Below are 22,290 nucleotides of genomic sequence, written 5' to 3'. Positions count from 1 at the left end.
TGCAGCGATGTCCGGGGGCTTTGTCGTCTGCGCGAGGGCGCTGTCCCTGTTGTCGCCAACCTCAGCCGGTCGGTGGTTTACCCGTGTTAACCGCCAACTGAGCCTCGAAAGCGCGCTGGTAAGCCGGCCGGGCTTCGCCGCGGGCGACATAGGCGGACAGGCCCGGATATTCGTCGAGAATGCCCGATGCTCTCAGCCTGAGCAGCACCGACACCATCATCAGGTCGCCCGCGCTGAACGCGCCGTCGAGCCAGTCGGCGTCGCCGAGGCGGGGGGAGAGTTGCTTCAGCCGGTCGCGGATGCGATCCATGACCAGCGGCAGGCGGTCTTTGGTCCAGGGCTTGTCGCTCTCCAGAATCCTGGCGGTCATGAGTTCGAGGATCGGCGGTTCCACCGTGTTGACCGCGGCAAACATCCAGGTGATTGCGCGGGCGCGGGCATTGGCATCGCCGGGCAGCAGGCCTGCATGACGCTCGGCGATATGGAGCACGATCGAGCCTGTCTCGAACAGCGCCAGATCACCTTCCTCATAGGTCGGAATCTGGCCGAAGGGATGCAGCGCCAGATGCGCAGGCTCCTTCATCGCCTGGAACGAAAGAAGGCGAACCTCGTAAGGCTGGCCCGTTTCTTCCAGCGCCCAGCGAACGCGCGTATCGCGCGCCAGTCCCTTGCCGCCATCGGGCGACCGTTCGAAGGCGGTAATGATGGGCGTCATCGTTTCTCTCCATGTCCTTGCGTCCTGAGGACGAGCGGGCGGCGCGCGCCCCGACAGCTGATTCCGGAATATTTTGGCCAAGTGTAGCCCGGATGAAGCGCAGCGAAATCCGGGGCCGGTCCCGCCAAAGGCGAGAACCCGCAGGGACGACGATTGGGGATGGAGGCCATGCCACACACTCACTGTCGTCCTGGCGAAAGCCAGGACCCATTACCCCAAATCTCAATTGTTGCGCGACGCTGGGGCCGTGATCCCGTTCCCAATCAGTTGCGGTGGTTATGGGTGCTGGCTTTCGCAAGGACGACGATCGTGTCTAGAGGCGGGTGTTGTGACGAACGCGGTTCCGCAAATATTGTTCATCAGCCTGTTGCCGCGATGTCGGCTGCCGCCTTCGCCAATCGTCCTTTGCGCGCAAACAAGGAGACTGCCATGACCGATCTCGTTACATGCCTCTGGTTCGATCAGGGCCGGGCGCGCGAAGCGGCGGAGTTTTATGCTGCGACGTTTCCCGACAGCCATGTCGGCGCAGGCCATCAATCTCCGATACCGGGTATCGGGCAGGGCGAGGAACTCACGGTCGAGTTCACCGTGCTTGGCCGGCGCTTCGTGGGGCTGAACGGAGGCTCCAACTACACGCCGAACGAGGCGGTTAGTTTCATGGTGCTCACCGACAGCCAGGAGGAGACCGACCGCTACTGGAATGCGGTCACTTCCAACGGCGGCAAGGAGTTGCCGTGCGGCTGGTGCCGGGATCGCTGGGGCTTTGCCTGGCAGATCACGCCGCGGCGGCTGCTCGAACTCGTCAACAGCGCCGATCGCGCCGCCGGCAAGCGCGCGATGGAGGCGATGATGACGATGAAGAACATCGACATCGCCGCGATCGAGCGCGCGGCGGCGGGGTAATCCGCGTGGTGGAATGATTTGGCCCGGGCTCGATAGTCAGGTGTCCGATCGAGCCGGTATGTGCGGCGCGCGGCCATTCGCGTTGCGGCGTGCGCTCGCCGCGACGATCACCCCGGCGCAAACGCGGGATGTGCCTGGTGCTGTCGCGTGATACGAAATTCGCATTCGCAGCTCTGGAGCCAGCCCTGATGTCCGTCGCCGCCGCCGCCAATCAACAGCAAAATCTCACCGCCGCCGAATCCGATCCGCAGACGCTTGGCTGGATGCAGGGCTTCCCGCCGCCGCAGGACAGGACCATCACCTTCCAGAACGGCTCGTTCCGCAGCTTCCCCGAATTGCGCTGGGCCTGGAGCAACATCCGGCAGCTGGTGCCGACCGTGAATGTCTGGCGCGGGGCAGGGCCGGCGTCGGTGCTGCCGCGCGAAGACCATGATATCGGCGCGTCGGCATCGGTGACGATGGACGGCCGCCCGATGACCTTCGCGCGCATGCTCGAGGAGACCTATGCCGACGGCATCGCCGTGCTGCACCGGGGCAAGCTGATCTACGAGCGCTATTTCGGCGCGTTGAAGCCGCACAAGCCGCATATCGCGATGTCGGTGACCAAATCGTTCACCGGCACGCTCGCCGGCATCCTGATTGCGGAGGGCAAGATCGATCCGCAGGCGCCGATCACCGATTACGCGCCGGAGCTGAAGGCAAGCGCGTTCGGCGATGCCCGCGTGCACGAGGCGATGGATATGACCACCGGCCTCAAATACACCGAGGTCTATACCGACAAGAATTCCGACGTGTGGGGGCTGCGGCGCGCCAACGGCATGGCGCCGATCGAGCCGGGCTATGAGGGCGCGACCAATATCTTTGATTTCCTCTGCGCGCAGCAGAAGCAGGGTGAGCACGGCAGGGCGTTCGCCTACAAGACCGTCAACACCGACGTGCTGGCCTGGATCTGCCGCCGTGCCAGCGGCATGACGCTGTCGGACCTGCTCTCCGAGCGGATCTGGGCGCCGATGGGCGCCGAGGAGGATGCGCATTATCACGTCGATCGCATCGGCACCGAAAGCGGTGGCGGCGGATTGTCGACGACGCTGCGCGATCTTGCCCGGTTCGGCGAGACGATCCGCAACCACGGCCGCTTCAACGGCCGCCAGATCGTACCGTCTCAAGTGGTCGAGGACATCGCGCGCGGCGGCGATCCCGGGAAATTCAAGCCTGCCGGCTACACCACGCTGCCAGGGGCGTCGTACCGCAATCAATGGTGGGTGACGCACAATGCGCATGGCGCCTTCATGGCGCGCGGCGTTTATGGCCAGGGCCTCTATATCGATCCGAAGGCCGAGATGGTAATCGCGCGCTACGCCTCGCACCCGGCTGCCGGCAACGCGGCCAACGACCCTGTGACGCTGCCGGCCTACATGGCGCTGGCCAAGGATTTGATGGCGGGAGGGTAGAAAAGGCAGGTTGGTTCGCTCGCGCAAGACGCGTAGCCCGGATGAGCGCAGCGATATCCGGGGCCTGTCCGTCTGCTGATCGCGGCTTGTCCCGCATGTCGCTTCGCTTATGCGGGCTACGATCACGTCCGCGAGATTTTGTCGAACCGCTTGATCAGGCGCTCCCGCTTCAGGCGGGACAGCCGCCTGATCCAGAACACGCCGTCGAGCTGATCGATCTCGTGCTGATGGCACACCGCGCGCAGGCCGTCGGACTCCTCTGTCTGCATGTTGCCGTCGAGATCCTGATAGCGGATGCGGACGCGGGCGTGACGCTCGACCTCGTCATTGACCCCGGGCATCGAGACGCTGCCTTCCTTGTGCTGGATCATCTCGGGCGAGGTCCGGATGATCTCCGGATTGACATAGGTCCGCGGCCCCTCGCGGGCATCGAGCTCGAGCACCACGACGCGCAGGGACACACCGATATGCGGCGCGGTGATGCCGATGCCCGGCGCCGCACGCATGGTTTCGAGCAGGTCCTGCGCCAGTTCGCGCAGCGCCTCGTCGAACACGGTCACCGGCTCGGCCGGCAGTGCAAGCCGCGGATCGGGATAGCGCACGATGGGGCGAATGGTCATGCCCGTGTCTTAGGCCAGCGCATCGTGCCGGACAACATGCTGATGCGGGCGCGGTGCGCTGCGCGCCGCTCAGAGATGCTTTTCGAAAAACAGATCGGGGTAGGGGTCGTCATTGAAGCGCGGGATCTCGGTCCAGCCCGTCCGGCGATAGAGCTGGCCGGCTTCTGGCAGCGCGCTGTTGGTGTCGAGCCGCAGCGCCGCGATGCCGAGCTCGCGCGCGGCCTTCTCGGCTGCGTCCATCAGGCGGCGGCCGAGGCCGAGACCGCGCGCGCCGGGTGCGACCCAGAGCCGCTTGATCTCGGCGAACCCGCTACTGCTGCCCTTCAGCCCGACGCAGCCGATCGGCAGGCCGTCCGACATCGCCACGATGAAGCTGCCGCGCGGCCGCACCATGTCCTTGGCCTCAGGGTCGCGCGACAGCTTGACGTCAAAGCCTTTCTCGAACCGCCGCGCCAGCTCGGCATAGTATTCGCCGAGGCAGTAGCGTGCCTCGTCGCCGCGCGGGTCCATCTCATCGAGGGCGGTGCCGTCGCGGCCGAGCGCCGAGGCGATCAGGTCCATCGCCGCCAGCAGCGCCTCGCGTTGGCTGTGGTGGGCGAGAAAGTCGTTGGCCTGCCGGTTGGAGATCGCCTCATAGGCGTTGAACTCGCGCTTACCCGCCGCCGTCAGCCGTGCGATGCGGCGGCGCGCATCGTCGCCATGCGCCGTGGTCTCGATCAGTCCTTCGTCCTCGAGGCTGCGCAGCAGGCGGCTCATCAGGCCGGAATCGAGGCCGAGATAATCCCTGATCTCGCCGACATCGGCGCGGCCGTGCCCGATCGCGTTCAGCACGCGCGCCGCGCCGAGCGGCCGGCCACGCCCGAGGAACGAGGTGTCGAGCGCGCCGACGGCGGAGGTCACGGCACGGTTGAAGCGACGGACGCGGGAAACGGGGTCGAGCATATATCTGACTTTAGTCAGATATCGTCGCCACGTCAATCAGCCGGCGATCCGGACCGAATGAAGCCCTGTCGCCTAGTGCAGAGGCCATGCGATAGGCGACGCGCATCAGCCGGGGACGCAGCGGCGCGAAGTCAGCCGCTGCGTCGTCTCGTGCCATTTCCGTGGTCACGCCGCCGCCATCCTGGCCTTGATCACGTGCGGATCGACGAAGCCGCCAAAGCCGACCGCGATCCGGTTCCAGCCGTTGATGATGTTGATCAGCAAGGTCACCTTGACCTGCTCCTCCGGCGTGAAATGAGCCTTCAGCGTCTCGTAGGCTGCGACGTGGGTATGCTGCTCGCAGATCCGCGTCAGGGCCTCGGTCCAGCCGAGCGCGGCGCGCTCGCGATCGGTGTAGCAGGGCGCTTCGCGCCAGGCCGACAGCAGGTAGATGCGCTGCTCGGTCTCACCCTCATCGCGGGCGAATGTCGTGTGCAAATTGATGCAATTGGCGCAGCCGTTGATCTCCGAGGCGCGGATCTTCACAAGCTCGGCGAGCTTCGGCTCGAGGCTGGAGGAGATCGCGACCGACGCGTCGAACCAGATCTTCATGATCTTGGGGGCGGCGGCGAGCGGATCAAGTCTGACAGTCATGGTCGGTTTCCCTGGGTTGGTTGACGACATCATGACGAACGAGGAACGGCGAATGTGACATGCCGGCGCGATATTTTCATCTGCGGCGGCGCTACCGGGGCGCGAGATCGCTCGCCGCTTGGCGGAGTTCTTGCAGCAGCTCTGTTTCCCATCGCGAAGGATCCGTCAGGAACCGCGCGAGATTGTCGAAACAATAATACCCGAACTCCGACTTCGATCGCGCGGCGGACGTTGCGGCTGCGCGCGCCAGCAATCGCGCCGCATACTGCTTCGCCGTCATCAGGCTCGCCGCGTGCTCGGCCATCTTCGCCATGCGCCAGAGCGCCGAGTGATCGATGGCATTGCCGAGATCGCCGAAATAGAATTGTTCCGCGAGCTCCAGGCGAGCACTCGCGTCGCCTGCATTCTCCAGCATCAACGGAGCGATCTTCTCGAAAAAGAAGTTCTCGTGGTCGGTATCGACCAGCCCGTAGTAGCGCAGCAGGACATCGTTGCTCGTTTTGTCCAGGCGCGCGAGGCACCACGCGGCGTAGCCGAACAGCGCGGTCGGAATCTCGTCTCCGTAAGGATCGTACCAGGCGTTGGCATTCGGTCCGATGTGCGTGCATACCGCGTCGATCAGCCTTCGGATCGCAGGTGCGGCGCCGGGGCAGTGCTTCGCAACATGCGAGAAGAACTTCTTCTCGTTGAGCCGCTTGCCATCGCAACGGAACACTGCCTGCAGGTGGTTGTCGTGAGGGCGCTCGTTGATATCGGGGCCGATCTGCGCCATGAGCGCATCGACGGCCGCGATACAATCGGGCTCGCTCATCGAGGCGAGATCGACGGCGTAGGTGCTGAACCGCTTGGCGAGCGTCTCGGCCTTCTTGGCGAGTGCGGCATCCCTGTCCTCGTCTTGCGGCTCGGGTGGCGCGGTCCTGAAATGATCCTCGGTTACGGGCACCGCCCGGACGCGGTGTACCGGATCGCCCGGCGCGCCGGAGACCGTCACCATCCCCTCCGCGAACCGCATATCGAGGCGACGGTCGGGCAGGGGCGTCGCCTTCGACCAGCCGCGGGCGCGCGCCAGCCAAGGACGGTCGTCCATCCCGAACCGCTCCAGCATGATCTTGGGCGAAACCGTCCCGTCCACACCGACGCAGGCGACGAAGTCATGCCGCTTCAACCAGAAAGCCTGGCTATCGCCTTGCCAGCCGATCACGTCGCGCTCGGAGAGTTCGAAGTCGCGGAGATTGCTGCTGACATTGGCGTAGTGGCCGTTCGGATCCGGCCACAGATCGGGATGCGATTTCGCGTTAATCTGGTTGGTCGTCAGCGTGGCCTCGTGATCGAGCAACTGCGACACCTTGCGGTAGATCTCGCCTCGCCGAGGCGGCAATCCCTGCTTCCGCCTGTCGAGGTCAAGCTGGGTCGTGTCGGGCAACCCTTCCGCCTGCATCCACATCGGCGCGACGGAGTGCAGCCGCCGCAGCGGAAACGCCTGCCAGATCTCGACGGCAAAGCTGAAATACTCCCGCTGCGCCGTGGTGTCTCTACCCAGCAACCGGGAGACGAGCGAGCTCTCCTCGGTAATCATGGGGAGCCGGGAATTGTCGGCGCGCAGCCAATAGCGGCCGCACGGGCTCGAGCGGATCAGGAACGATCTGGCACGCGATCCCTCGCAGCTCGACACATCGTAAGCGCCTGTCTGCGGATCGATGCGCAGCAGCAGCGCGATAATTCCATTGTCGTGCCGGAACGCCGAAACCAGAATCCGGCCAGCCTGGTCCAGAACCGGCGGGCACAGCGAGTTGCCGCTCGGCATGTCCAGAACCGAGCGGACGATCGCCCTGCGCTCGAGGTCGATGACATGCAGGTCAGTCGCGTTCGCGGCGTGATAAAGCAGGAGATAGACGAACCGGCCATCCTTGCTCTGGAGAAATCCGTAACTCAGATAATCGTCGCGCGCGTCCTTTCCGTCGTGGCCGCGCGCCCAGGGCGTTTGCAGCCGATCGACGAGTTGGCGACGCGCGAGATCATAGAAGATGAATCCCGCGTCGGTGTTGAAGAACCAGGCGATGCCATCCGGCAGCAGCCCGGCATTCCGCGCGGGCCGCTGGCCGAGGGCAGGACGCATGATCCAGTCATCCTGGCCGTCGACCTGGATTGCGAAGTACTCGGTGTTGCCGATTCTGCGGATGGAATTCACGATCGGGTAACCCTGCGAAGCCGCCTCGTCGTCCCGGGTTGCTTCTTTATATGCGAGCCGGACAACGTCCGATTAATGCGATCGGGAAATAAGAGGTTGACCGGCCGGCGATCGCCGGTGCGGGACAACTTGCCGCATGCCTCTTGCTGTGCGCCGACGAGCCGGTCAAGCGCGCGCCAGCACCAGCACGTTGCCGGCAAGGATCGCGGCGGCGCCGGCGAGCACCGGCCAGCCCAGCGCAAGGTGCTCGAACAGCGCGGACAGCACGAGCGCGACGAGCGGCACCAATGCGAGCGTATAGGCCGCGCGGCCGGGACCGAGCCGGCGCACCAGTTCGAAATAGAGCATGAAGGTGATGCAGGACGCGGCGATCGCGAGATAGAGGAAGCTCGCCACGTAGGAGGGCGAGATGTCGGCTGCAAACGGCGTGCCCGTCGCGACGGCCCACAGCGCGCTCGCCGCCGCGCCGACGAACGCACCCCAGCCGAGCACGGAGACGACGGGCAGTCCGACGCGCTGGTTGCGTGCACCGACCGTTGTCCCGGCGCCGGTTGCGATGGCCGCGGTGAGCGCCCAGGCGAATCCCGCAACCGGCGCGGCGCCGTGCGCGGCGGCGCCAGGCAGGAAGATGATCGCCAGTCCGAGGATGCCGCACAGCGCGCCCCACACGAATCCGGGAGAGATCGGCACACCGAGCACGGCACGCGCGATCACGGCCGCGAACAGCGACGATGTCGACAGCACGAGTGCGGCAAGCCCGCTCGGTATCCGTGCGGTCGCCTCATAAAAGGCGATGAAGGCAATGGCGAAGAACAGCAGGCCCTGCAACGCGACCGCCGGCCGGTCCTTGCGCGGGATCGCAAGCGGCACGCCGCGCATCCGGCCGTAGCCGAGCAGGATGACGCCCGCGAGCACCATGCGCAGCGCGACCGACCACGGCGCGGGCGTCACGCCGGCCTGCATCGCCGTTGCCAGCGCGCCGCCGCCCCAGAGCAGCGCGGTCACTGCGAACAGCAGGGCCGTCATGGCGCGCCGGCGTCATCGCGCAGTGCGCGCCAGCCGTCGGCGTCGATCCGCGCGCTTTCTCCCTCAAGCCGGGTGAGGGCGGAATCGAGCGTGGCGCGTTCGCTCTCCGACAGCCGCGCCAGCAGCCGCGCTTCGATCGCGCTGCCGAGTGCGGCGATCCGGTTGAACGCGGCCCGGCCGCTGCGGGTGATGCTGACGGCGGCGAAGCGCCGGTCGGACTTGCCGGAGCGTCGCACCGCGAAGCCGAGCTCTGTGAGCTGGCCGATGCCGCGGCTGACCGCGAACGGATCGAGCGCGCAGGCGCGGCCGATCTCGGAGGCGTTGGCCGCGTCGCGCTCGGCGATGACGGCGAGGATGCGCCAGCCCGCCTGGCTCAATCCGAACGTCTCGCCGTAGAAGCGCTCGAGCGGGCGGGCGACCTGCGCCGCGACCAGGAACAGGCGGTAAGGCAGCCAGGCGCTTAGCTTGAGGCCATCATCGGACGCGGGGGCAGCGGTTTGCTTCATGCCGGCGAGGTTCGCATAGTTAATTGCAAAGTGCAAGCATATCACAAATATGGTGATGCGGTCTGACCACCTGCGCGAAAAATCTCGACACACTTGTCACTCCCGCTCGCCAACGCTGCCGAGCCAGATTGCGGCATGGCCAATGACGAACGGCCGCCGGCGCTGGAACCGCGCTCGGGGAGCGGAGTTCGTCCAAATCGGAGATGGAGAGACCATCATGAATAAATCAGCTGAAAACGATCGTGGCGGACTGGCAGCGATGCAGACGCCGCCGGTGGTGTCACGGGAGGCGTGGGAGGCGGCGCGCCTGGAGATGCTGGTGAAGGAAAAGGCCCAGGTGCGGGCACGCGACGCGCTTGCGGCGGAGCGGCGGCGGATGCCCTGGATGGCGGTCGAGAAGCCGTATGTCTTCGAAGGACCGAACGGAAAGGCGAGCCTGCTCGACCTGTTCGAGGGCCGCCGGCAGCTGATCATCTACCGCGCCTTCTTCGAGCCCGGCGTGTTCGGCTGGCCGGACCATGGCTGCCGCGGCTGTTCGCTCGGCGCCGATCAGGTCAGTCACCTCTCCCATCTGAACCAGCGCGACACCACGCTGGCTTACGCCTCGCGCGCGCCGCAGGCCGACATCGCGCGGCTGAAGGCGCGGATGGAGTGGGACATGCCGTGGTACACGATCACCGACAGTTTTGACGCCGACTTCGGCGTCGCCGAGTGGCACGGCCACAACGTCTTCATCCGCGACGGCGAGCGGATCTTCCGCACCTATTTCGTCAACAGCCGCGGCGACGAGGCGATGGGTACGGTGTGGAGCTATCTCGACATCACGCCGCTCGGCCGCCAGGAACTCTGGGAGGACTCGCCGAAGGGTTATCCGCAGAACCCGACCTACAAATGGTGGAACTGGCACGACAATTACGACGCCGAGGCCACGCCGAACGCAAAATGGGCGGCGGTGACCGATGCCGGCGAAGCCGCATTCCGCAAGATCGCGGAGCAGGAGCGCAAGGCGACGTAAGGGGTAGAACGGGGAGAACGCGCGGCGTGCTTCCGAGGGCTTCGGTTTTGATTGGATCAGAACCGAAGCTCCCGCTTCTTGTCTTGCCTGCTTTCTTGACGCGGACCGGCGTCCGCCTCGCTCGACGCCCTAGCGGCCATTGTCCTTGGCCGAGAGTGCCTTCAGCGCCGACAAGGTCTGCCGCAGCCCGCGATCGAGGCGCTTGTCGCGGCGGATCACCACCGCGAGCCGGCGGTAGAGCTTTGGTGACAGCGACCGGACGACCAGGTCGCGCTGCTTGGTGCTGGCGGGAACGGCCATGCCGGGCAGCACCGCGCAGCCCAGCCCGGCGCGCACCATCTCCTTGATCGCCTCGACGCTGCCGAGCGACATCAACGGCTTCAAGGACACGCCGCCGCGGGCCAGCCACTCGTCCGCGGTGCGCCTGGTGTTGCCGCCCGGCTCGAACAGCAGCACCGGCCTGGTCGCCAGCGCCTCCGGTGTAATCCGCGCCGGCAATTGCATGTCGCGGGGCGCGATCAGCACGAACTCGTCGTTCACGACCGGCGTGATCTCGAAGCTGCGCCCCGACACCGGCAGCGTGACGAGCGCGATGTCGATGGTGTTGTCCTCGACCGCCCTTGCGATCTCCGCGGTGTTGCCGGTCGTGACCGTGATCTCCAGCGACGGCAGCGCGGCGCGCAGCTCCTTCAGGATCGGCGGCAGCAGGAAGATGCAGGCGGTCGCACCGGTGCCGAGCCGCACGCGGCCTGCCGTTCCCGTCGTCTGCTGTGCAACGGCGTCGACCGCCGACGCCACCGCCGCATTGATCTTATGCGCATGGGAGAGCAGCGCGACGCCGGCGGCGGTCGGTCTGGCCTTGCGTCCGACCCGCTCGATCAACGTCGCATTCAGGCTGCGCTCGAGCTGGCGCACCTGCAGGCTCACCGCGGGCTGCGTGAGTTGCAGCCGCTCGGCTGCCGCCGAGAAGCTGCCGCAGTCGATCACGACAGCGAAGCTTTCGAGATAATCGAGGTTGAGGTTCTTCATCAAAGTATCTCTTATACCGCGCATAAGTTGTCAAAGCTTCACTTATATAACGGCGGGGCGCATAGTCCGGCAAGCGACGGCTTCGGCAGACCGGGAGCAGGCATTGTCCGGCCTCAAGTCCATTGGCGGTGTCATCGTCGAGCTGGAGCGCTATCTTGCGGTCTCGCCGCATTCGCGCATCCGCCGCCGGCAGGCGCTGCGCGAGCTCGATGATCGCCTGCTGGCGGATGTCGGACTGTCGCGCAGCGATGTCGAGATGAGCCCGTGGTGCCTGCAGCATGCACCGACGCGCCGTCGAAGCATGGGCATGATGCCGCAAGACGAGGCAAGGATGAGAGACAACGAAGACACCGTGATCCGCGACGCCACAGAGGTCGACATGGCGGAGGTGCAGCGCATCTACGCGCACCACGTGCTCAACGGGCTGGCGACCTTCGAGGAAGTGCCGCCGACACTCGACGAGATGCTCGGGCGCCGTGCCGCCGTGCTGGCCGCGGGGCTGCCGTATCTCGTGGCCGATATCGACGGACGGGTGGCCGGCTACTCCTACGCGACGGCGTACCGGCCACGGCCGGCCTATCGCAACACCATTGAAGACTCGGTCTACGTGTCGGAAGCCCTGCGTGGCCGCCGCGTCGGCGCGGCGCTGCTGCGTGCGCTGATCGAACGGTCGGAGGCGGGACCCTGGCGGCAAATGATCGCCGTGATCGGTAACAGCGGCAACGCGGGATCGATCGCGCTGCACCGTCGCATGGGCTTCGAGATGGCGGGGACGCTGAGGTCGGTGGGCTTCAAGCTCGGGCAATGGGTCGACACCGTGCTGATGCAGCGGCCGCTGGGGCCGGGCGCTTCCACGCTTCCGTCAGACAAGGAGACGGCCCGGTGATCGCACGCCGGGTGGTGATTGCCCTCGGGCTGGCTCAACTGATCTCGTGGGGCGCGACTTACTATCTGATCGGCGGGTTCGGCGAGCAGATCGCCGCGGATCTCGGCTGGAGCCGCGACATCGTCTACGGCGGATTTGCCGCGGCGCTCTTGGTGATGGGCGTGACGTCGCCCCTTGCGGGCAGGTGGGTGGACAGAAGCGGCGGCCGACAGGTCATGGTCGCGGGCGCCGCGATCAATGCGCTCGGCTGCGCCGGTCTCGCGCTCTCGCACCAGATCGGCAGCTATTTCGCATCCTGGATCGTTCTTGGCCTCGGCATGCGGCTGACGCTGTACGATGCCGCCTTCGCGGCGCTGGCCCGGATCGGCGGGCCGGAGGCGCGCCGTGCGATGTCCGGGATCACCTTGCTTGGTGGCTTGGCCGCCACCGTGTTCTGGCCGCTCGGCCATGCGCTCTCGGACCATTTCGGCTGGCGCATCGCGGTGCTGGTCTATGCCGGCATTGCGCTATTGACGATCCCGCTGCATCTGCTGATACCGAACCAGCGATTTGCCGGCGTGCCGGGCTCTGCTGCGGTCGCATCGAGGCAACCGCGCGCGGTGGGGCGGCGGCAGCTTGCGGCGGCGAGCGGGCTCTATGCCGTGATCATGACCGGCGCGAACTTCCTGAACGCCGGCATGTCCGCGCACATGATCGCGGTGCTCACCGGCCTCGGGCTCACCGTCACCGTTGCGGTGTGGATCGCAACGCTGCGGGGGATCGGGCAATCCGCCGCGCGTCTCTGCGAAGTTCTGTTCGGCGGACGGATCGATCCGCTCGGGCTCAACCTGATGGCCTGCCTGATCATGCCGCTCTCCTTCATCGCAGGCCTGTTCAGCGGATCAGCGCGGGAGATGGGGATTGCGTTTGCGCTGCTCTACGGTGCCTGCAACGGCATTCTGACCATCACCAGGGGAACGCTGCCGCTCATCCTGTTCGATCATCGCAGCTATGGCACGCTGGTCGGCCGGCTCATTGTCCCGAGCTTCATCCTGCCGGCGGCGGCGCCGCTGATCTATGCAATCGTGATCGACCGGTTCGGCGATGCGAGCGCGCTCTATCTCTCCACCGGTCTCGCTTTGGTGACGCTGCTTGCCGCCATCCTGCTCAAGCTGCTGTTTCCGCCGCCGCTCGCGGCCGCGAAGCAATAGCCGCGTCGGCGGTGTCGATCTCAACCCGCCGCCGGCTCGCGCGGCAGCCACAGCGACAGCCAGCCGCCGAGCGCCAGTAGCGCGACATTGCAGCCGAGCGCGATCGTGAAGGCGTGCGCGTAATCGTCGGCCTGTGGATGCGGCCCGAGCAGGCTGTAGAAGACGCCGCCGATGATCGCGACGCCGAGTGCGGCGCCGATCTGGAAGGTCGAGATCATCATGCCCGATGCCAGCCCGGCATGGCGCGGATCGATGCTGCCGATCACGGCCTTGATCACCGAGGGCATCACGGTGCCGAAGCCGAGCCCGCCGCAGATCAGGCCGAATTCGAGGCTTTGCGGAAGCGCGCCGCTGACCGACAGCATCACGACACCGAAGCCTGTGACCTGGAGCGCAAAGCCCAGCGTCAGCGTGCGGGCACCGAGCCATTGCATCACCAGCGATGATGCCAGCGAGCTGACGAAGAAGCCGGTGGCAAAGGGCAGGGTGGCAAGGCCGGCCTCCAACGGAGATTGGTGCAGGCCATTTTGCAGGTAGACCGCGAAGGTCAAATAGAACGACGACAGCATGTAGAAGGCCAGCGCCATCACCAGCCCGATCACGAAATCGCTGTTGCGCAGCAGATGCAGCGCGACCAGCGGATCGCCGCCACGGGCTTCGAGCCGCGCCTCGAACCGGACGAAAGCGGCGAGCATCAGCGGAGAGGCCAGCAGCATCGCGACGATCCAGATCGGCCAGCCGGATTCCCGGCCCTCGATCAGCGGATAGACCAGAAGGCCGAGCGTGAGCGACAGCAGGATGACGCCGCCGACGTCGAGCCGCTGCGCGTGCGCGGCGCGCGAGTCGGTCAAGAACAGCAGGCCGCCGACGAAGGCGGCGAGGCCGATCGGCACGTTGATCAGGAAGATCGCCTGCCAGGCCAGTCCGAACGGATGCGCCGAGACGAGCACGCCACCCAGCAGCTGGCCGCAGATATTGGCAAGGCCGAAAGTCGCGCCATAGAAGCCGAGCGCGCGGCCCTGTTCGGCCGCCGGAAACAGCACGCGGATCGAGGCGAGCACCTGTGGCGCCATCACGGTCGCGGTGAGGCCCTGCAGGATCCGTCCGGCGACCAGCATGGCCGGTGACCACGCGATGCCGCACAGCACGGATGCGATCGTGAAGCCGGCGACGCCGATCAGGAACATCCGCCGCCGCCCCAGGAGGTCGCCGAGCCGGCCGCCGGTGATCAGGAAGACGGCATAGGTCGCGGCATAGGCCGAGATCACGAACTGCACCTCGCTTGGGCTGGCGCCGAGATTGTCGCGAATGGCGGGGAGTGCGAGGTTGACGACATTGAAATCGAGGATCGGCAGGAAGGCGCCGGTGAGCAGCACCGGCAGCGCCAGCCATCGCCGCGGGTCGACCGTCGCCGGCCGCGCGCCGTGCAATTGCAACGTCTCGGTGGTCTCGCTCGTCACCTGCCAGCTCCTCTCGGCAATCGACGGCGCCCTCACGAGGGGTGTCCGTCGGTTGAACGTCCGGGAAGATGGCCTGTCCGTTTGTGATAGGATATTATCCAGTCTTGCGAAGCGAGTTTGCAAAAATGCACAGTGTCCTCGACTGGAGCGACCTTCGGCTGGTCCTTGCGGTTGCGCGGGAAGGCAGCCTCTCGGGGGCGGCGCGCCGGCTTGGCGTCACGCATTCCACCGTGTTTCGCCGCCTCGGCACGATCGAGGATGCGGTCGGAACGCGGCTGTTCGAGCGCTTCCGCGACGGCTACGCGCCGACACCGGCCGGCGAGATCGCGGCGGCGTCGGCAGCTCGGCTCGAGGACGAGGTGCTTGCGCTCGAGCGCAAGCTGGCGGGACGGGACCTCAGGCCGTCGGGGCCGGTGCGGATCACGACGACGGACACGCTCGGCGCGGTGCTGATGCGGCATCTGCCGGCGATGCGCGCCGCGCATCCGGAGATCCAGCCGGAGATCATCATCTCGAATGCGATGGCGAACCTGACGCGCCGCGAGGCCGAGATCGCGATCCGGCCGACACCGGCGCCATCCGAACTGCTGGTCGGACGGCGCATTGCCGATATTGCCCATGCGGTCTACGGATCGCGCGCCTATCTCGCCCGCCGCGTCGACAGGGATCTGTCGATGCACGACTGGATCGGGCTCGACGATGCGCTGGCGGGGACCGTCATCGCCGGCTGGATGCGCGAGAACGTGCGTTCGGCCCGGACCGTCTGCCGGGTCGATGCGCTTCCGGCGCTGCGCGATGCCGCGGCGGCGGGACTGGGGCTTGCCCTGCTGCCCTGCTATGTCGGCGACCTCGCGCCCACGCTGCGCCGCCTGACGCCGAAAGCACTGGCGGAGCCGCGCTCGGCGCTGTGGTTATTGACCCATGACGATCTCAAGCGCACCGCGCGCATCCGCGCGACGCTCGATTTTCTCGCCAGGGCGCTCGCCTCGGAGCGTGCGCTGTTCGAGGGAAAGCGCGCCGGAAGCGCGCGTCGCTAGCCGGCCGGCGCACAGACCGTTAGGAGCCGACAACGTCCGTGACGGTATGGATGTCCTCTGCCGCGCGATTGGCAGGCATCCGATGATGCTCGCGAAAGGCAGCGACGATCGTCTTCAGCACAGCGCGGGAGTTTGCATCGGACAGCGCCGACAGCAGCATGATCTCCGACGGCGGCAGGGCAGGCAGGCCGAGCCGCCGGCTGACCTCGATCGTCCCGGCCGGGGCGAGCCGGCGGGAGAACACCGACGTAGCGAGGCCTGCGGCGACCGCATCGGCGACAGCAAAGGACCCACAGCCCAGGAAGCTTTCCGTCCACGGGATGTTCGCCGCCGCCAGCGCGCGCGTCGCGATGTTGAGCACGCCGCAGGACGGCGAGGAGGCGGCGAGCCGCAGCGGCTCGCCCGCGCGATGGACGAAGTCCGGCGTGGCGAACCAGCCATAGTGGTCCGTCGCCAGCATCTCGCCGTCGCGGCGGTCGTCCTCGCGGCGGATGATGGCGGCATCGATCTCGCCGCGATCGAAGGCATCGAGCAGGTCGCGGGAATCCTCGAGCCTTACTTCGATGGTGAGCGCCGGGTCGTGCGCATGCAGCCGCGCCAGCAAGGTCGGAACCTCCGCGCCTCCGACATGGGTGGCAATGCCGAGCGAGAAGCGACGCGGGCGCAGGGGCGACAACGCCGCGACGGCGCGATCATGCGCGGCGAGCAATTCCTGTGCGGGGGCGAGGAAAGCTGCACCCTGCGCCGACAGGCGCACCAGGCGCGGTGTCCGTTCGATCAGCCTGTGGCCGAGCTGGCTTTCCAGCCGCTTCAACTTGACGCTGATCGCGCCCTGCGTGGTGCCGAGCGTTTCGGCGGCGCGCGTAAAGCTCTTGAGATCGGCGATGGTCACGAATGTCTTCACGGCGTCGACGTCGAGCGTGGTCATGTCAGTCATCCGGATTTGTTGTCTCTGAAATATCTAGTCATCCAATTCACCAATGCTCAAGCCATGACTAGCTTTGCGTTGTGAAGCGCCGTGGCCACCCGATTCCTGCCGCTGCTGCCTCAATACATCGTGAGTCGATCGATCGACGCTGCTGCCAGCACCCTGGCAACAGCGTGCGGTAGTCCGTTGGCTTGCCACAACAAAAGGCCTGATCATGTCTACTGAACTGAGCCGCCGCGGCGCTGTCGTGCTGTCTGCCGTATGCCTTGCCTGCCTGATGTTCGGATTGGAGATTTCCAGCATCCCCGCGATCCTGCCGACGCTGGAGCGGGTGCTGCATGCCGACTTCAAGGCGCTGCAATGGATCATGAACGCCTACACGATCGCGGTCACCACGGTGCTGATGGCGATCGGGACGGTGGCGGACCGCTATGGCCGCAAGCGGATCTTCCTGGTCGCGATCGCGGCATTCGGCATCACCTCGCTGATTTGCGGCGTCGCCTCGAGCGTCGAAATGCTGATTGTCGCCCGGTTCCTGCAGGGCCTCAGCGGCGGTGCGCTCTTGATCTGCCAGATCGCCGTGCTCTCGCACGAATTCCAGGGCGGCCGGGTGCGCGCCGTTGCCTGGGGCTGGTGGGGCGTCATCTTCGGCATCGGTCTCGGCTTCGGCCCGATCATCGGCGGCGCCGTCGTCGCGGTGCTGAGCTGGCAGTGGGTGTTCCTCGTCCACGTGCTGTTCGCGGCCGCGGCGTTCGTGCTCACGATCGGCGGCGTGCATGAATCGAAGGATCCGAAGGCCAGCAGCCTCGACGTCGCCGGTATCGTGACGATGTCGCTCGCGGTGTTCTGCCTCGCCTTCTATATTACGCAGGGGCCGGATCTCGGCTTTGCCAGCCCGATGGGGCTTGCGATTCTCGGCGTCTCCGCCGTGAGCTTCATCGCGTTCCTGGTTGCCGAGCGAGTCAGCCGGCGGCCGATGTTCGACTTCTCCGTCTTTCGGATTCCGGCTTTCTCCGGTTCGATCGTCGGCTCGGCGGCGATGAACCTCAGCTACTGGCCCTTCATGATCTACCTGCCGATCTGGTTCCACGCCGGCCTCGGCTATGACAGCGTGTCCGCGGGACTTGCGCTGCTCGCCTACACGCTGCCGACGCTGGTGATGCCGCCGTTCGCCGAGCGCCTGTCGCTGCGCTATCAGCCGGGCCTGATCATCCCGGTCGGGCTGTTCACCATCGGCGCCGGATTCATGCTGATGAAGTTCGGCAGCGCCGCCGCGCAGGCGAACTGGGCGACGATGCTGCCGGGCTGCCTGCTCGCCGGAATCGGTCTTGGCATCACCAATACGCCGGTGACCAACACGACGACCGGCTCGGTCTCGAGCGACCGCGCCGGCATGGCCTCGGGCATCGACATGAGCGCGCGGATGGTGTCGCTTTCGGTCAACATCGCGCTGATGGGCTTCATCCTGGCAAGCGGCGTGCTGGCGCATCTGAAGGCGGTGCTGCCGGCGCTCGACGGCGCGCAACTTCGGGCAATCGCCGAGCGGATCGCGGCCGGCGACATCGCAGCCGCGCCGGAGCTGACCGGTCCGGTCGTGCATCAGGCCCTCGCGAGCGGCTTCGGCTGGGTGATGCTCTATGGCGGCATCGGGGTGTGGATCATGGCCGCGCTCAGCTTCCTGATTTTCAACGCGCGGCCGGTACGGCAGGCCGAGGCTCACGGCACGAAGTGAACACGATGTCGCCGTGCCTGCCCAGGGACAGGGGCGGGCAGGCGGTATCGGTCACTTCGCGAGGGTCAGCAGCGGCTTGTCCTTCTCGACGATGTAGGTCGCAAGCTCGCTGGCGGTGACGTCGCCGACATTTCTCGCCGCATGGACCGTGCCGGCGGGAATGAACAGCACGTCGCCGGCCTTCAGCCTCGCCGGCGGCCTGCCGTCGACGTCGTATTCGAGCGTGCCGGCGAGCACATAGATGATTTCTTCCCCCGGATGTGTATGGCGGCCGAAGGCCTTGCCCGGCGCGATGTCGACACGCACCTGCACGGCTTCACGCCCAGAGGCGCTGAGGTCGTGGCGCTGCAGGTCGGTTCGCGTGAAGCCCGCCGGTTGCTGCGCCTGCGCGCTCGGTATGGTCAGGAGGCTTGCGGTGAACAAGGCCGTCCTTGCGAGCAGGCGCGTTGCCTTCATCAGCTTGCTGGTCATCTTGAACTCCAGTCTTCTGGACTTGTCCGACGGCGAGCCGGCAAGCGGCCGGCCCGCGTCGGAGATCGTCATGCGTTCGTTTCAGACGAGGGTGGTCGTGACGGCGATGTTGCCGTGGACCGCCTTGGAGTAGGGGCAGATGCCGTGCGCGGCTTCGATCAGCTCCTGCGCAACCTCGCGCTCGACGCCGGGGACGTGGACGTTGAGGCGGGCGCTCAGGAAGAAGGCGCTGCCGGCCTGGTTCAGATCGATCTCGGCGTCGACCTCCGGCTCGCTCGCGAGCTTGACCTTGCGCTGTCCGGCGGCGAGCTGGATCGCGCCGATGTAGCAGGCCGACCAGGCGGCGGCGAACAGGTTTTCCGCGGCAGGGTGCGGCTGCGGCAGCTTGACGTCGAGGAAGCCGTCGCGCGAGCGGGCGGCGCCGTTCGGGCCGGCGGTGACGTGGGTCTTTCCGGTGACGAGAACCTTTGCAGTGGCGGTCATGGCGAGCTCCTTCGGTGAACATAGATCGTATCCGATCTAATCGTGTACGCGTTGAAATAGGCCCGAGACTTGATTGTGTCAAGCACTTCCGATTTAATCGGATGCGATTTATATCGACCGCGACATCACAAACTCCGGAGACGCCCGTGACCCGCACCTCCAAGGCCGAGACCAAAGGCCGAAAACTCTCGAATTTTCTGTGCTTTGCGGTCTATTCGGCCAATCTGGCCTTCGGCCGCGCCTACAAGCCGATCCTGGATGCGGTCGGCCTGACCTACACCCAATACATCGCCATGGTGGCACTGTCGGAGGAGGACGAGCAGACCGTCAGCGCGCTCGGCGAAAAGCTGTTTCTGGAATCCAACACGCTGACGCCGATCCTCAAGAAGCTCGAGCAAAGCGGCTATATCAGCCGCGTCAGAGATCCCGCCGATGAGCGGCAGGTTCGCGTGAGCCTGACGGCGGCGGGTCGGCGCCTGCTCGACAAGGACATCAATGTGTCCTTGGTCGAAGCCACCGGGCTCGGCGACGAATTTCCCGTTGTGCAGAAGACCGTCGCGAGGCTGCGCGACAATCTGCTGCGCAACACGCGCGCCGATCCGAAGAAGGGCTGATCCTGCGCGCCGAATTGTAACGCGCTGTATCCGCGCCGCGCCCTTCCGCATTTTCGCCACGGCGCGACCGACAACTCCGCGCCGCTTCGGGGATGACGCGGAGGAGAACGGCGATTGCCGCGTCACGCCGGCAGTCCGGGTCCGATCAAAAGCGGCCGGGTGGCAGGGGCAAGCGATTCTGAATCTTGCTCTAGCCGGACACGAGCTCAGGAAGTACGGGTCGCGATGCGCTCGCCCCGCTTCGATCCGATCCAAGGTGTACGGGCCCCGGCAATTTGATGCGGACAAGAAGGCCGTGCGGCGTGTTGTCGTGCAGCGACAGCTGGCCGCCATGCCCGCACACCATGGCCTGCGCGATCGAAAGGCCAAGTCCGAAGCCGCTTTTCTCGTCCATGGTGCGGGCCTCGTCTCCGCGGACGAACGGCTTCAGCATTTCGGCCCGGCGGTGCTCTGGAATCCCCGGACCGTCGTCCGAGACATCGATGGTGGCCTGATCGGCTGACGCGGTCAGCCGGATATCGACTTCGCTACCGAACCGCAGGGCGTTCTCCACCAGGTTGGTCACGGTGCGGCTGATCTCGCTCGGGCGGATCAGGAGCGAAGCCCTGGTCGGGCCCTGGTAGCGCACGACGTGACCGCAATCGGAGAATTGCTCGCAGATCGTCTGCAGCAGCGCCGCCACGTTCACCAGGGTCGGCTTCGCCGCGCTGCCGCCGCTCAGGAATGACAGCACGGATTCCAGCATGGCCTGCATCTGGTCGAGGTCATGCAGGGTCTCCGCGCGCTGGGCATCGTTTTCGATGTATTCGGACCTGAGCCGCAGCCGGGTGATCGGCGTGCGCAGGTCGTGACTGATGGCGGCGAGCATGCGCGTGCGGTCATTCATCAACGTGGTGATGCGTTCGCGCATGCGATTGAGCGCGACCGCTGCGGCGCGGATTTCCTCCGGGCCGGTCTCCGGCAGCGGCGCGGCGGCCTGGCTGATGCTGAAATTCTCGGCGGCGCGGGCGAACGCGGACAGCGGCGCGCTGAGAGCGCGGCCGGCCCACACGCCGAGCAGCGTGACGCTGACGAACAGGAACAGGAATGTGCTGACCCAGAATCCGCCGAAGAAGGGCGGCATTTTCGTCGGGCCGATCGTCGCTTCGAACAGGGCTCCGTCCGGCAACCGAACCGCCGCCGGCGCGGTCTTCGAGGAAAACTCGTCGATATCGTCGACGCCGGGCTGCTCTGACGAAGCACCGTCAGACGAGCCCGGACCTGCGTCGCGCAATGTGAGGTGCAGGCGAGGAAAGGCTCGATCGGCCGCGCGCAACAGCGTTGCGCGATCGGCCGCAGGGGCCTCGGCCAGAAGCTTGGCAACCAGCTGGAACTGATGGATCGGCCTGTCCGCGAACGATCTCGGCTTCTGGCCGACGAAATAGAGCCCGATCAGCGCATGGATGAGCACCAGCGACAGCAGGATCAGCGCGGCGATCTGGCCACTGATCCGGTGGAAGCTGAAAAGCGCGGCAATCCTGCGGGTCCAGCTCATGCGTCCTCCACATGCGGCGTGAAGATGTAGCCGCCGGTGCGCACCGTCCGGATCACCGACGATCCTTCGCTCGTATCGAGCTTGCGGCGAAGCCGACTGACCAAGACGTCGATGCTGCGCCCGAACGGACTGGCCGGCCGGCTGCGCGTCATGGTCAAGAGGCCATCCCGCGTCAGGATCCGGCCCGGCCGCTCGCAGAACACCTGCAGCAGGTCGAACTCCGCGCTGGTCAGCGGGACCTGGGCGCCGTCGGGATCGCGCAATTCGCGCAGGCGAAGATCGATGGTCCAATCCTGGAAGCGCAGGCGCGCGGCGCTCTGGCCCGAGCGCCCGGCAAGGCCGGCTTGGGCCTGGCGACGCAGCACGGCGTTGATCCGCGCCAGCAGCTCGCGTGGATTGAACGGCTTGGCGAGATAATCATCCGCGCCCATCTCGAGCCCGAGGATCCGGTCGAGGTCTTCGCCCTTTGCCGTGAGCATGATGATCGGGATCGTCGAGTCGCCGCGCAGGCGTCGACACAGGGTCAGTCCATCCTCCCCGGGCAGCATCAGATCGAGGACGACGAGATCGAGCGAATGCCCGGCAAGGTAACGATCCATTTCCCTGCCGTTCGAGGCCGTGGCCACCAGGCAGGATTGGTCGCGCAGGTAGCGGGCAATCAGGTCTCTGGTCTGCAGATCGTCTTCGACGATCAGGATCTTCGGAGTGTTTGCAAGCATGATCCGCGACTGGGTCCTCATCATAACGTCATTGGCGCGCGTTCCAGCGCGCTCAGCCACCAATTGACCAGCATACGCGTCGCTTGTGGGCGGCATTGCGCCTTTTCGTAAGCATAATGTTTCTGAACTGTAAGCGTCGCTCGCAGCCCGAAGCAATCCGCGATACCGGCCGCGTCGCATCGCGCTCACAGTCCCAAACCACTCGAAA

The 22,290-nt window shown here is 66.1% G+C and carries 22 protein-coding genes; 8 read left to right on the top strand and 14 right to left on the bottom strand.

What is annotated here, in order from left to right; genetic code table 11:
• Nucleotides 1-61: 61 nt before the first annotated feature.
• A complete protein-coding gene (locus I6F38_RS04130; protein ID WP_225159207.1) occupies nucleotides 62-715 on the bottom strand; it encodes a glutathione S-transferase family protein in 654 nt (217 codons plus the stop codon).
• Nucleotides 716-1,144: 429 nt separating this feature from the next.
• Here I6F38_RS04130 and I6F38_RS04125 point away from each other — a divergent pair, with 429 nt between their 5' ends.
• Nucleotides 1,145-1,618: a VOC family protein gene (locus I6F38_RS04125; protein ID WP_057019799.1), complete on the top strand. Its 474-nt coding sequence runs from the start codon at nucleotides 1,145-1,147 to the stop codon at nucleotides 1,616-1,618.
• 188 nt (nucleotides 1,619-1,806) lie between these two features.
• The gene (locus I6F38_RS04120) at nucleotides 1,807-3,069 is read left to right on the top strand and encodes a serine hydrolase (RefSeq protein ID WP_225159155.1); all 1,263 of its coding nucleotides are present in this window, start codon (nucleotides 1,807-1,809) and stop codon (nucleotides 3,067-3,069) included.
• 122 nt (nucleotides 3,070-3,191) lie between these two features.
• Here the strand turns inward: I6F38_RS04120 and I6F38_RS04115 are convergent, their stop codons facing one another.
• The 6 genes from I6F38_RS04115 to I6F38_RS04090 form a co-directional block, all read right to left on the bottom strand.
• Complete coding sequence (locus I6F38_RS04115; RefSeq protein ID WP_225159154.1) at nucleotides 3,192-3,689, bottom strand: peptide deformylase; 498 nt, start codon at nucleotides 3,687-3,689, stop codon at nucleotides 3,192-3,194.
• 69 nt (nucleotides 3,690-3,758) lie between these two features.
• The gene (locus I6F38_RS04110) at nucleotides 3,759-4,631 is read right to left on the bottom strand and encodes a helix-turn-helix domain-containing GNAT family N-acetyltransferase (protein ID WP_225159153.1); all 873 of its coding nucleotides are present in this window, start codon (nucleotides 4,629-4,631) and stop codon (nucleotides 3,759-3,761) included.
• 165 nt (nucleotides 4,632-4,796) lie between these two features.
• Entirely contained in the window at nucleotides 4,797-5,264 is a 468-nt protein-coding gene (locus I6F38_RS04105) for a carboxymuconolactone decarboxylase family protein (RefSeq protein ID WP_225159152.1), read from the bottom strand.
• Between the two features lie 91 nt (nucleotides 5,265-5,355).
• The gene (locus I6F38_RS04100; protein ID WP_225159151.1) at nucleotides 5,356-7,452 is read right to left on the bottom strand and encodes a hypothetical protein; all 2,097 of its coding nucleotides are present in this window, start codon (nucleotides 7,450-7,452) and stop codon (nucleotides 5,356-5,358) included.
• Between the two features lie 165 nt (nucleotides 7,453-7,617).
• The gene (locus I6F38_RS04095) at nucleotides 7,618-8,478 is read right to left on the bottom strand and encodes a DMT family transporter (RefSeq protein WP_225159150.1); all 861 of its coding nucleotides are present in this window, start codon (nucleotides 8,476-8,478) and stop codon (nucleotides 7,618-7,620) included.
• The gene (locus I6F38_RS04090; protein WP_225159149.1) at nucleotides 8,475-8,984 is read right to left on the bottom strand and encodes a MarR family transcriptional regulator; all 510 of its coding nucleotides are present in this window, start codon (nucleotides 8,982-8,984) and stop codon (nucleotides 8,475-8,477) included. The genes I6F38_RS04095 and I6F38_RS04090 overlap by 4 nt, the downstream gene beginning before the upstream one ends.
• A gap of 217 nt (nucleotides 8,985-9,201) precedes the next feature.
• On the opposite strand from I6F38_RS04090, the gene I6F38_RS04085 reads away from it, so the two are divergent.
• A complete protein-coding gene (locus I6F38_RS04085; protein ID WP_225159148.1) occupies nucleotides 9,202-9,999 on the top strand; it encodes a DUF899 domain-containing protein in 798 nt (265 codons plus the stop codon).
• 129 nt (nucleotides 10,000-10,128) lie between these two features.
• Here I6F38_RS04085 and I6F38_RS04080 read toward each other — a convergent pair whose 3' ends face one another.
• On the bottom strand, nucleotides 10,129-11,028 hold the full coding sequence (locus tag I6F38_RS04080) for a LysR family transcriptional regulator (RefSeq protein WP_225159147.1): 900 nt from the start codon (nucleotides 11,026-11,028) through the stop codon (nucleotides 10,129-10,131).
• 103 nt (nucleotides 11,029-11,131) lie between these two features.
• Here I6F38_RS04080 and I6F38_RS04075 point away from each other — a divergent pair, with 103 nt between their 5' ends.
• Together I6F38_RS04075 and I6F38_RS04070 are read left to right on the top strand one after the other, a co-directional pair.
• Entirely contained in the window at nucleotides 11,132-11,914 is a 783-nt protein-coding gene (locus tag I6F38_RS04075; protein ID WP_225159146.1) for a GNAT family N-acetyltransferase, read from the top strand.
• On the top strand, nucleotides 11,911-13,104 hold the full coding sequence (locus tag I6F38_RS04070; RefSeq protein ID WP_225159145.1) for an MFS transporter: 1,194 nt from the start codon (nucleotides 11,911-11,913) through the stop codon (nucleotides 13,102-13,104). The genes I6F38_RS04075 and I6F38_RS04070 overlap by 4 nt, the downstream gene beginning before the upstream one ends.
• Before the next feature lie 20 nt (nucleotides 13,105-13,124).
• Here I6F38_RS04070 and I6F38_RS04065 read toward each other — a convergent pair whose 3' ends face one another.
• Nucleotides 13,125-14,564 carry an MFS transporter gene (locus I6F38_RS04065; RefSeq protein WP_225159144.1) on the bottom strand — a complete coding sequence of 480 codons (1,440 nt, stop codon included), beginning with the start codon at nucleotides 14,562-14,564 and terminating at the stop codon, nucleotides 13,125-13,127.
• Between the two features lie 125 nt (nucleotides 14,565-14,689).
• Here I6F38_RS04065 and I6F38_RS04060 point away from each other — a divergent pair, with 125 nt between their 5' ends.
• A complete protein-coding gene (locus tag I6F38_RS04060) occupies nucleotides 14,690-15,601 on the top strand; it encodes a LysR family transcriptional regulator (RefSeq protein ID WP_225159143.1) in 912 nt (303 codons plus the stop codon).
• Nucleotides 15,602-15,620: 19 nt separating this feature from the next.
• On the opposite strand, the gene I6F38_RS04055 is transcribed toward I6F38_RS04060, so the two are convergent.
• The gene (locus I6F38_RS04055) at nucleotides 15,621-16,529 is read right to left on the bottom strand and encodes a LysR family transcriptional regulator (RefSeq protein WP_225159142.1); all 909 of its coding nucleotides are present in this window, start codon (nucleotides 16,527-16,529) and stop codon (nucleotides 15,621-15,623) included.
• 214 nt (nucleotides 16,530-16,743) lie between these two features.
• Between I6F38_RS04055 and I6F38_RS04050 the strand changes: the two genes are divergently transcribed.
• Nucleotides 16,744-18,261: an MFS transporter gene (locus tag I6F38_RS04050; protein ID WP_225159141.1), complete on the top strand. Its 1,518-nt coding sequence runs from the start codon at nucleotides 16,744-16,746 to the stop codon at nucleotides 18,259-18,261.
• 51 nt (nucleotides 18,262-18,312) lie between these two features.
• Here the strand turns inward: I6F38_RS04050 and I6F38_RS04045 are convergent, their stop codons facing one another.
• Entirely contained in the window at nucleotides 18,313-18,717 is a 405-nt protein-coding gene (locus tag I6F38_RS04045) for a cupin domain-containing protein (protein WP_225159206.1), read from the bottom strand.
• Nucleotides 18,718-18,813: 96 nt separating this feature from the next.
• Nucleotides 18,814-19,215, bottom strand: a complete 402-nt coding sequence (locus tag I6F38_RS04040; protein WP_225159140.1) for an Ohr family peroxiredoxin — start codon at nucleotides 19,213-19,215, stop codon at nucleotides 18,814-18,816.
• Between the two features lie 146 nt (nucleotides 19,216-19,361).
• Between I6F38_RS04040 and I6F38_RS04035 the strand changes: the two genes are divergently transcribed.
• Nucleotides 19,362-19,829, top strand: coding sequence for a MarR family transcriptional regulator (locus I6F38_RS04035; protein ID WP_225159139.1), 468 nt, complete (start codon nucleotides 19,362-19,364; stop codon nucleotides 19,827-19,829).
• A 190-nt stretch (nucleotides 19,830-20,019) separates the two neighbouring features.
• On the opposite strand, the gene I6F38_RS04030 is transcribed toward I6F38_RS04035, so the two are convergent.
• Together I6F38_RS04030 and I6F38_RS04025 are read right to left on the bottom strand one after the other, a co-directional pair.
• On the bottom strand, nucleotides 20,020-21,363 hold the full coding sequence (locus tag I6F38_RS04030) for an ATP-binding protein (protein WP_225159138.1): 1,344 nt from the start codon (nucleotides 21,361-21,363) through the stop codon (nucleotides 20,020-20,022).
• Nucleotides 21,360-22,082, bottom strand: a complete 723-nt coding sequence (locus I6F38_RS04025) for a response regulator (protein WP_026192667.1) — start codon at nucleotides 22,080-22,082, stop codon at nucleotides 21,360-21,362. The genes I6F38_RS04030 and I6F38_RS04025 overlap by 4 nt, the downstream gene beginning before the upstream one ends.
• Nucleotides 22,083-22,290 lie beyond the last annotated feature (208 nt).

The organism is Bradyrhizobium sp. BRP56 (genome assembly GCF_020194035.1).
Taxonomy (GTDB): Bacteria; Pseudomonadota; Alphaproteobacteria; order Rhizobiales; family Xanthobacteraceae; genus Bradyrhizobium; species Bradyrhizobium australafricanum.
The sequence above is the reverse complement of the archived record's forward strand: the minus strand, read 5'-3'. Positions and strand labels throughout refer to the sequence as shown.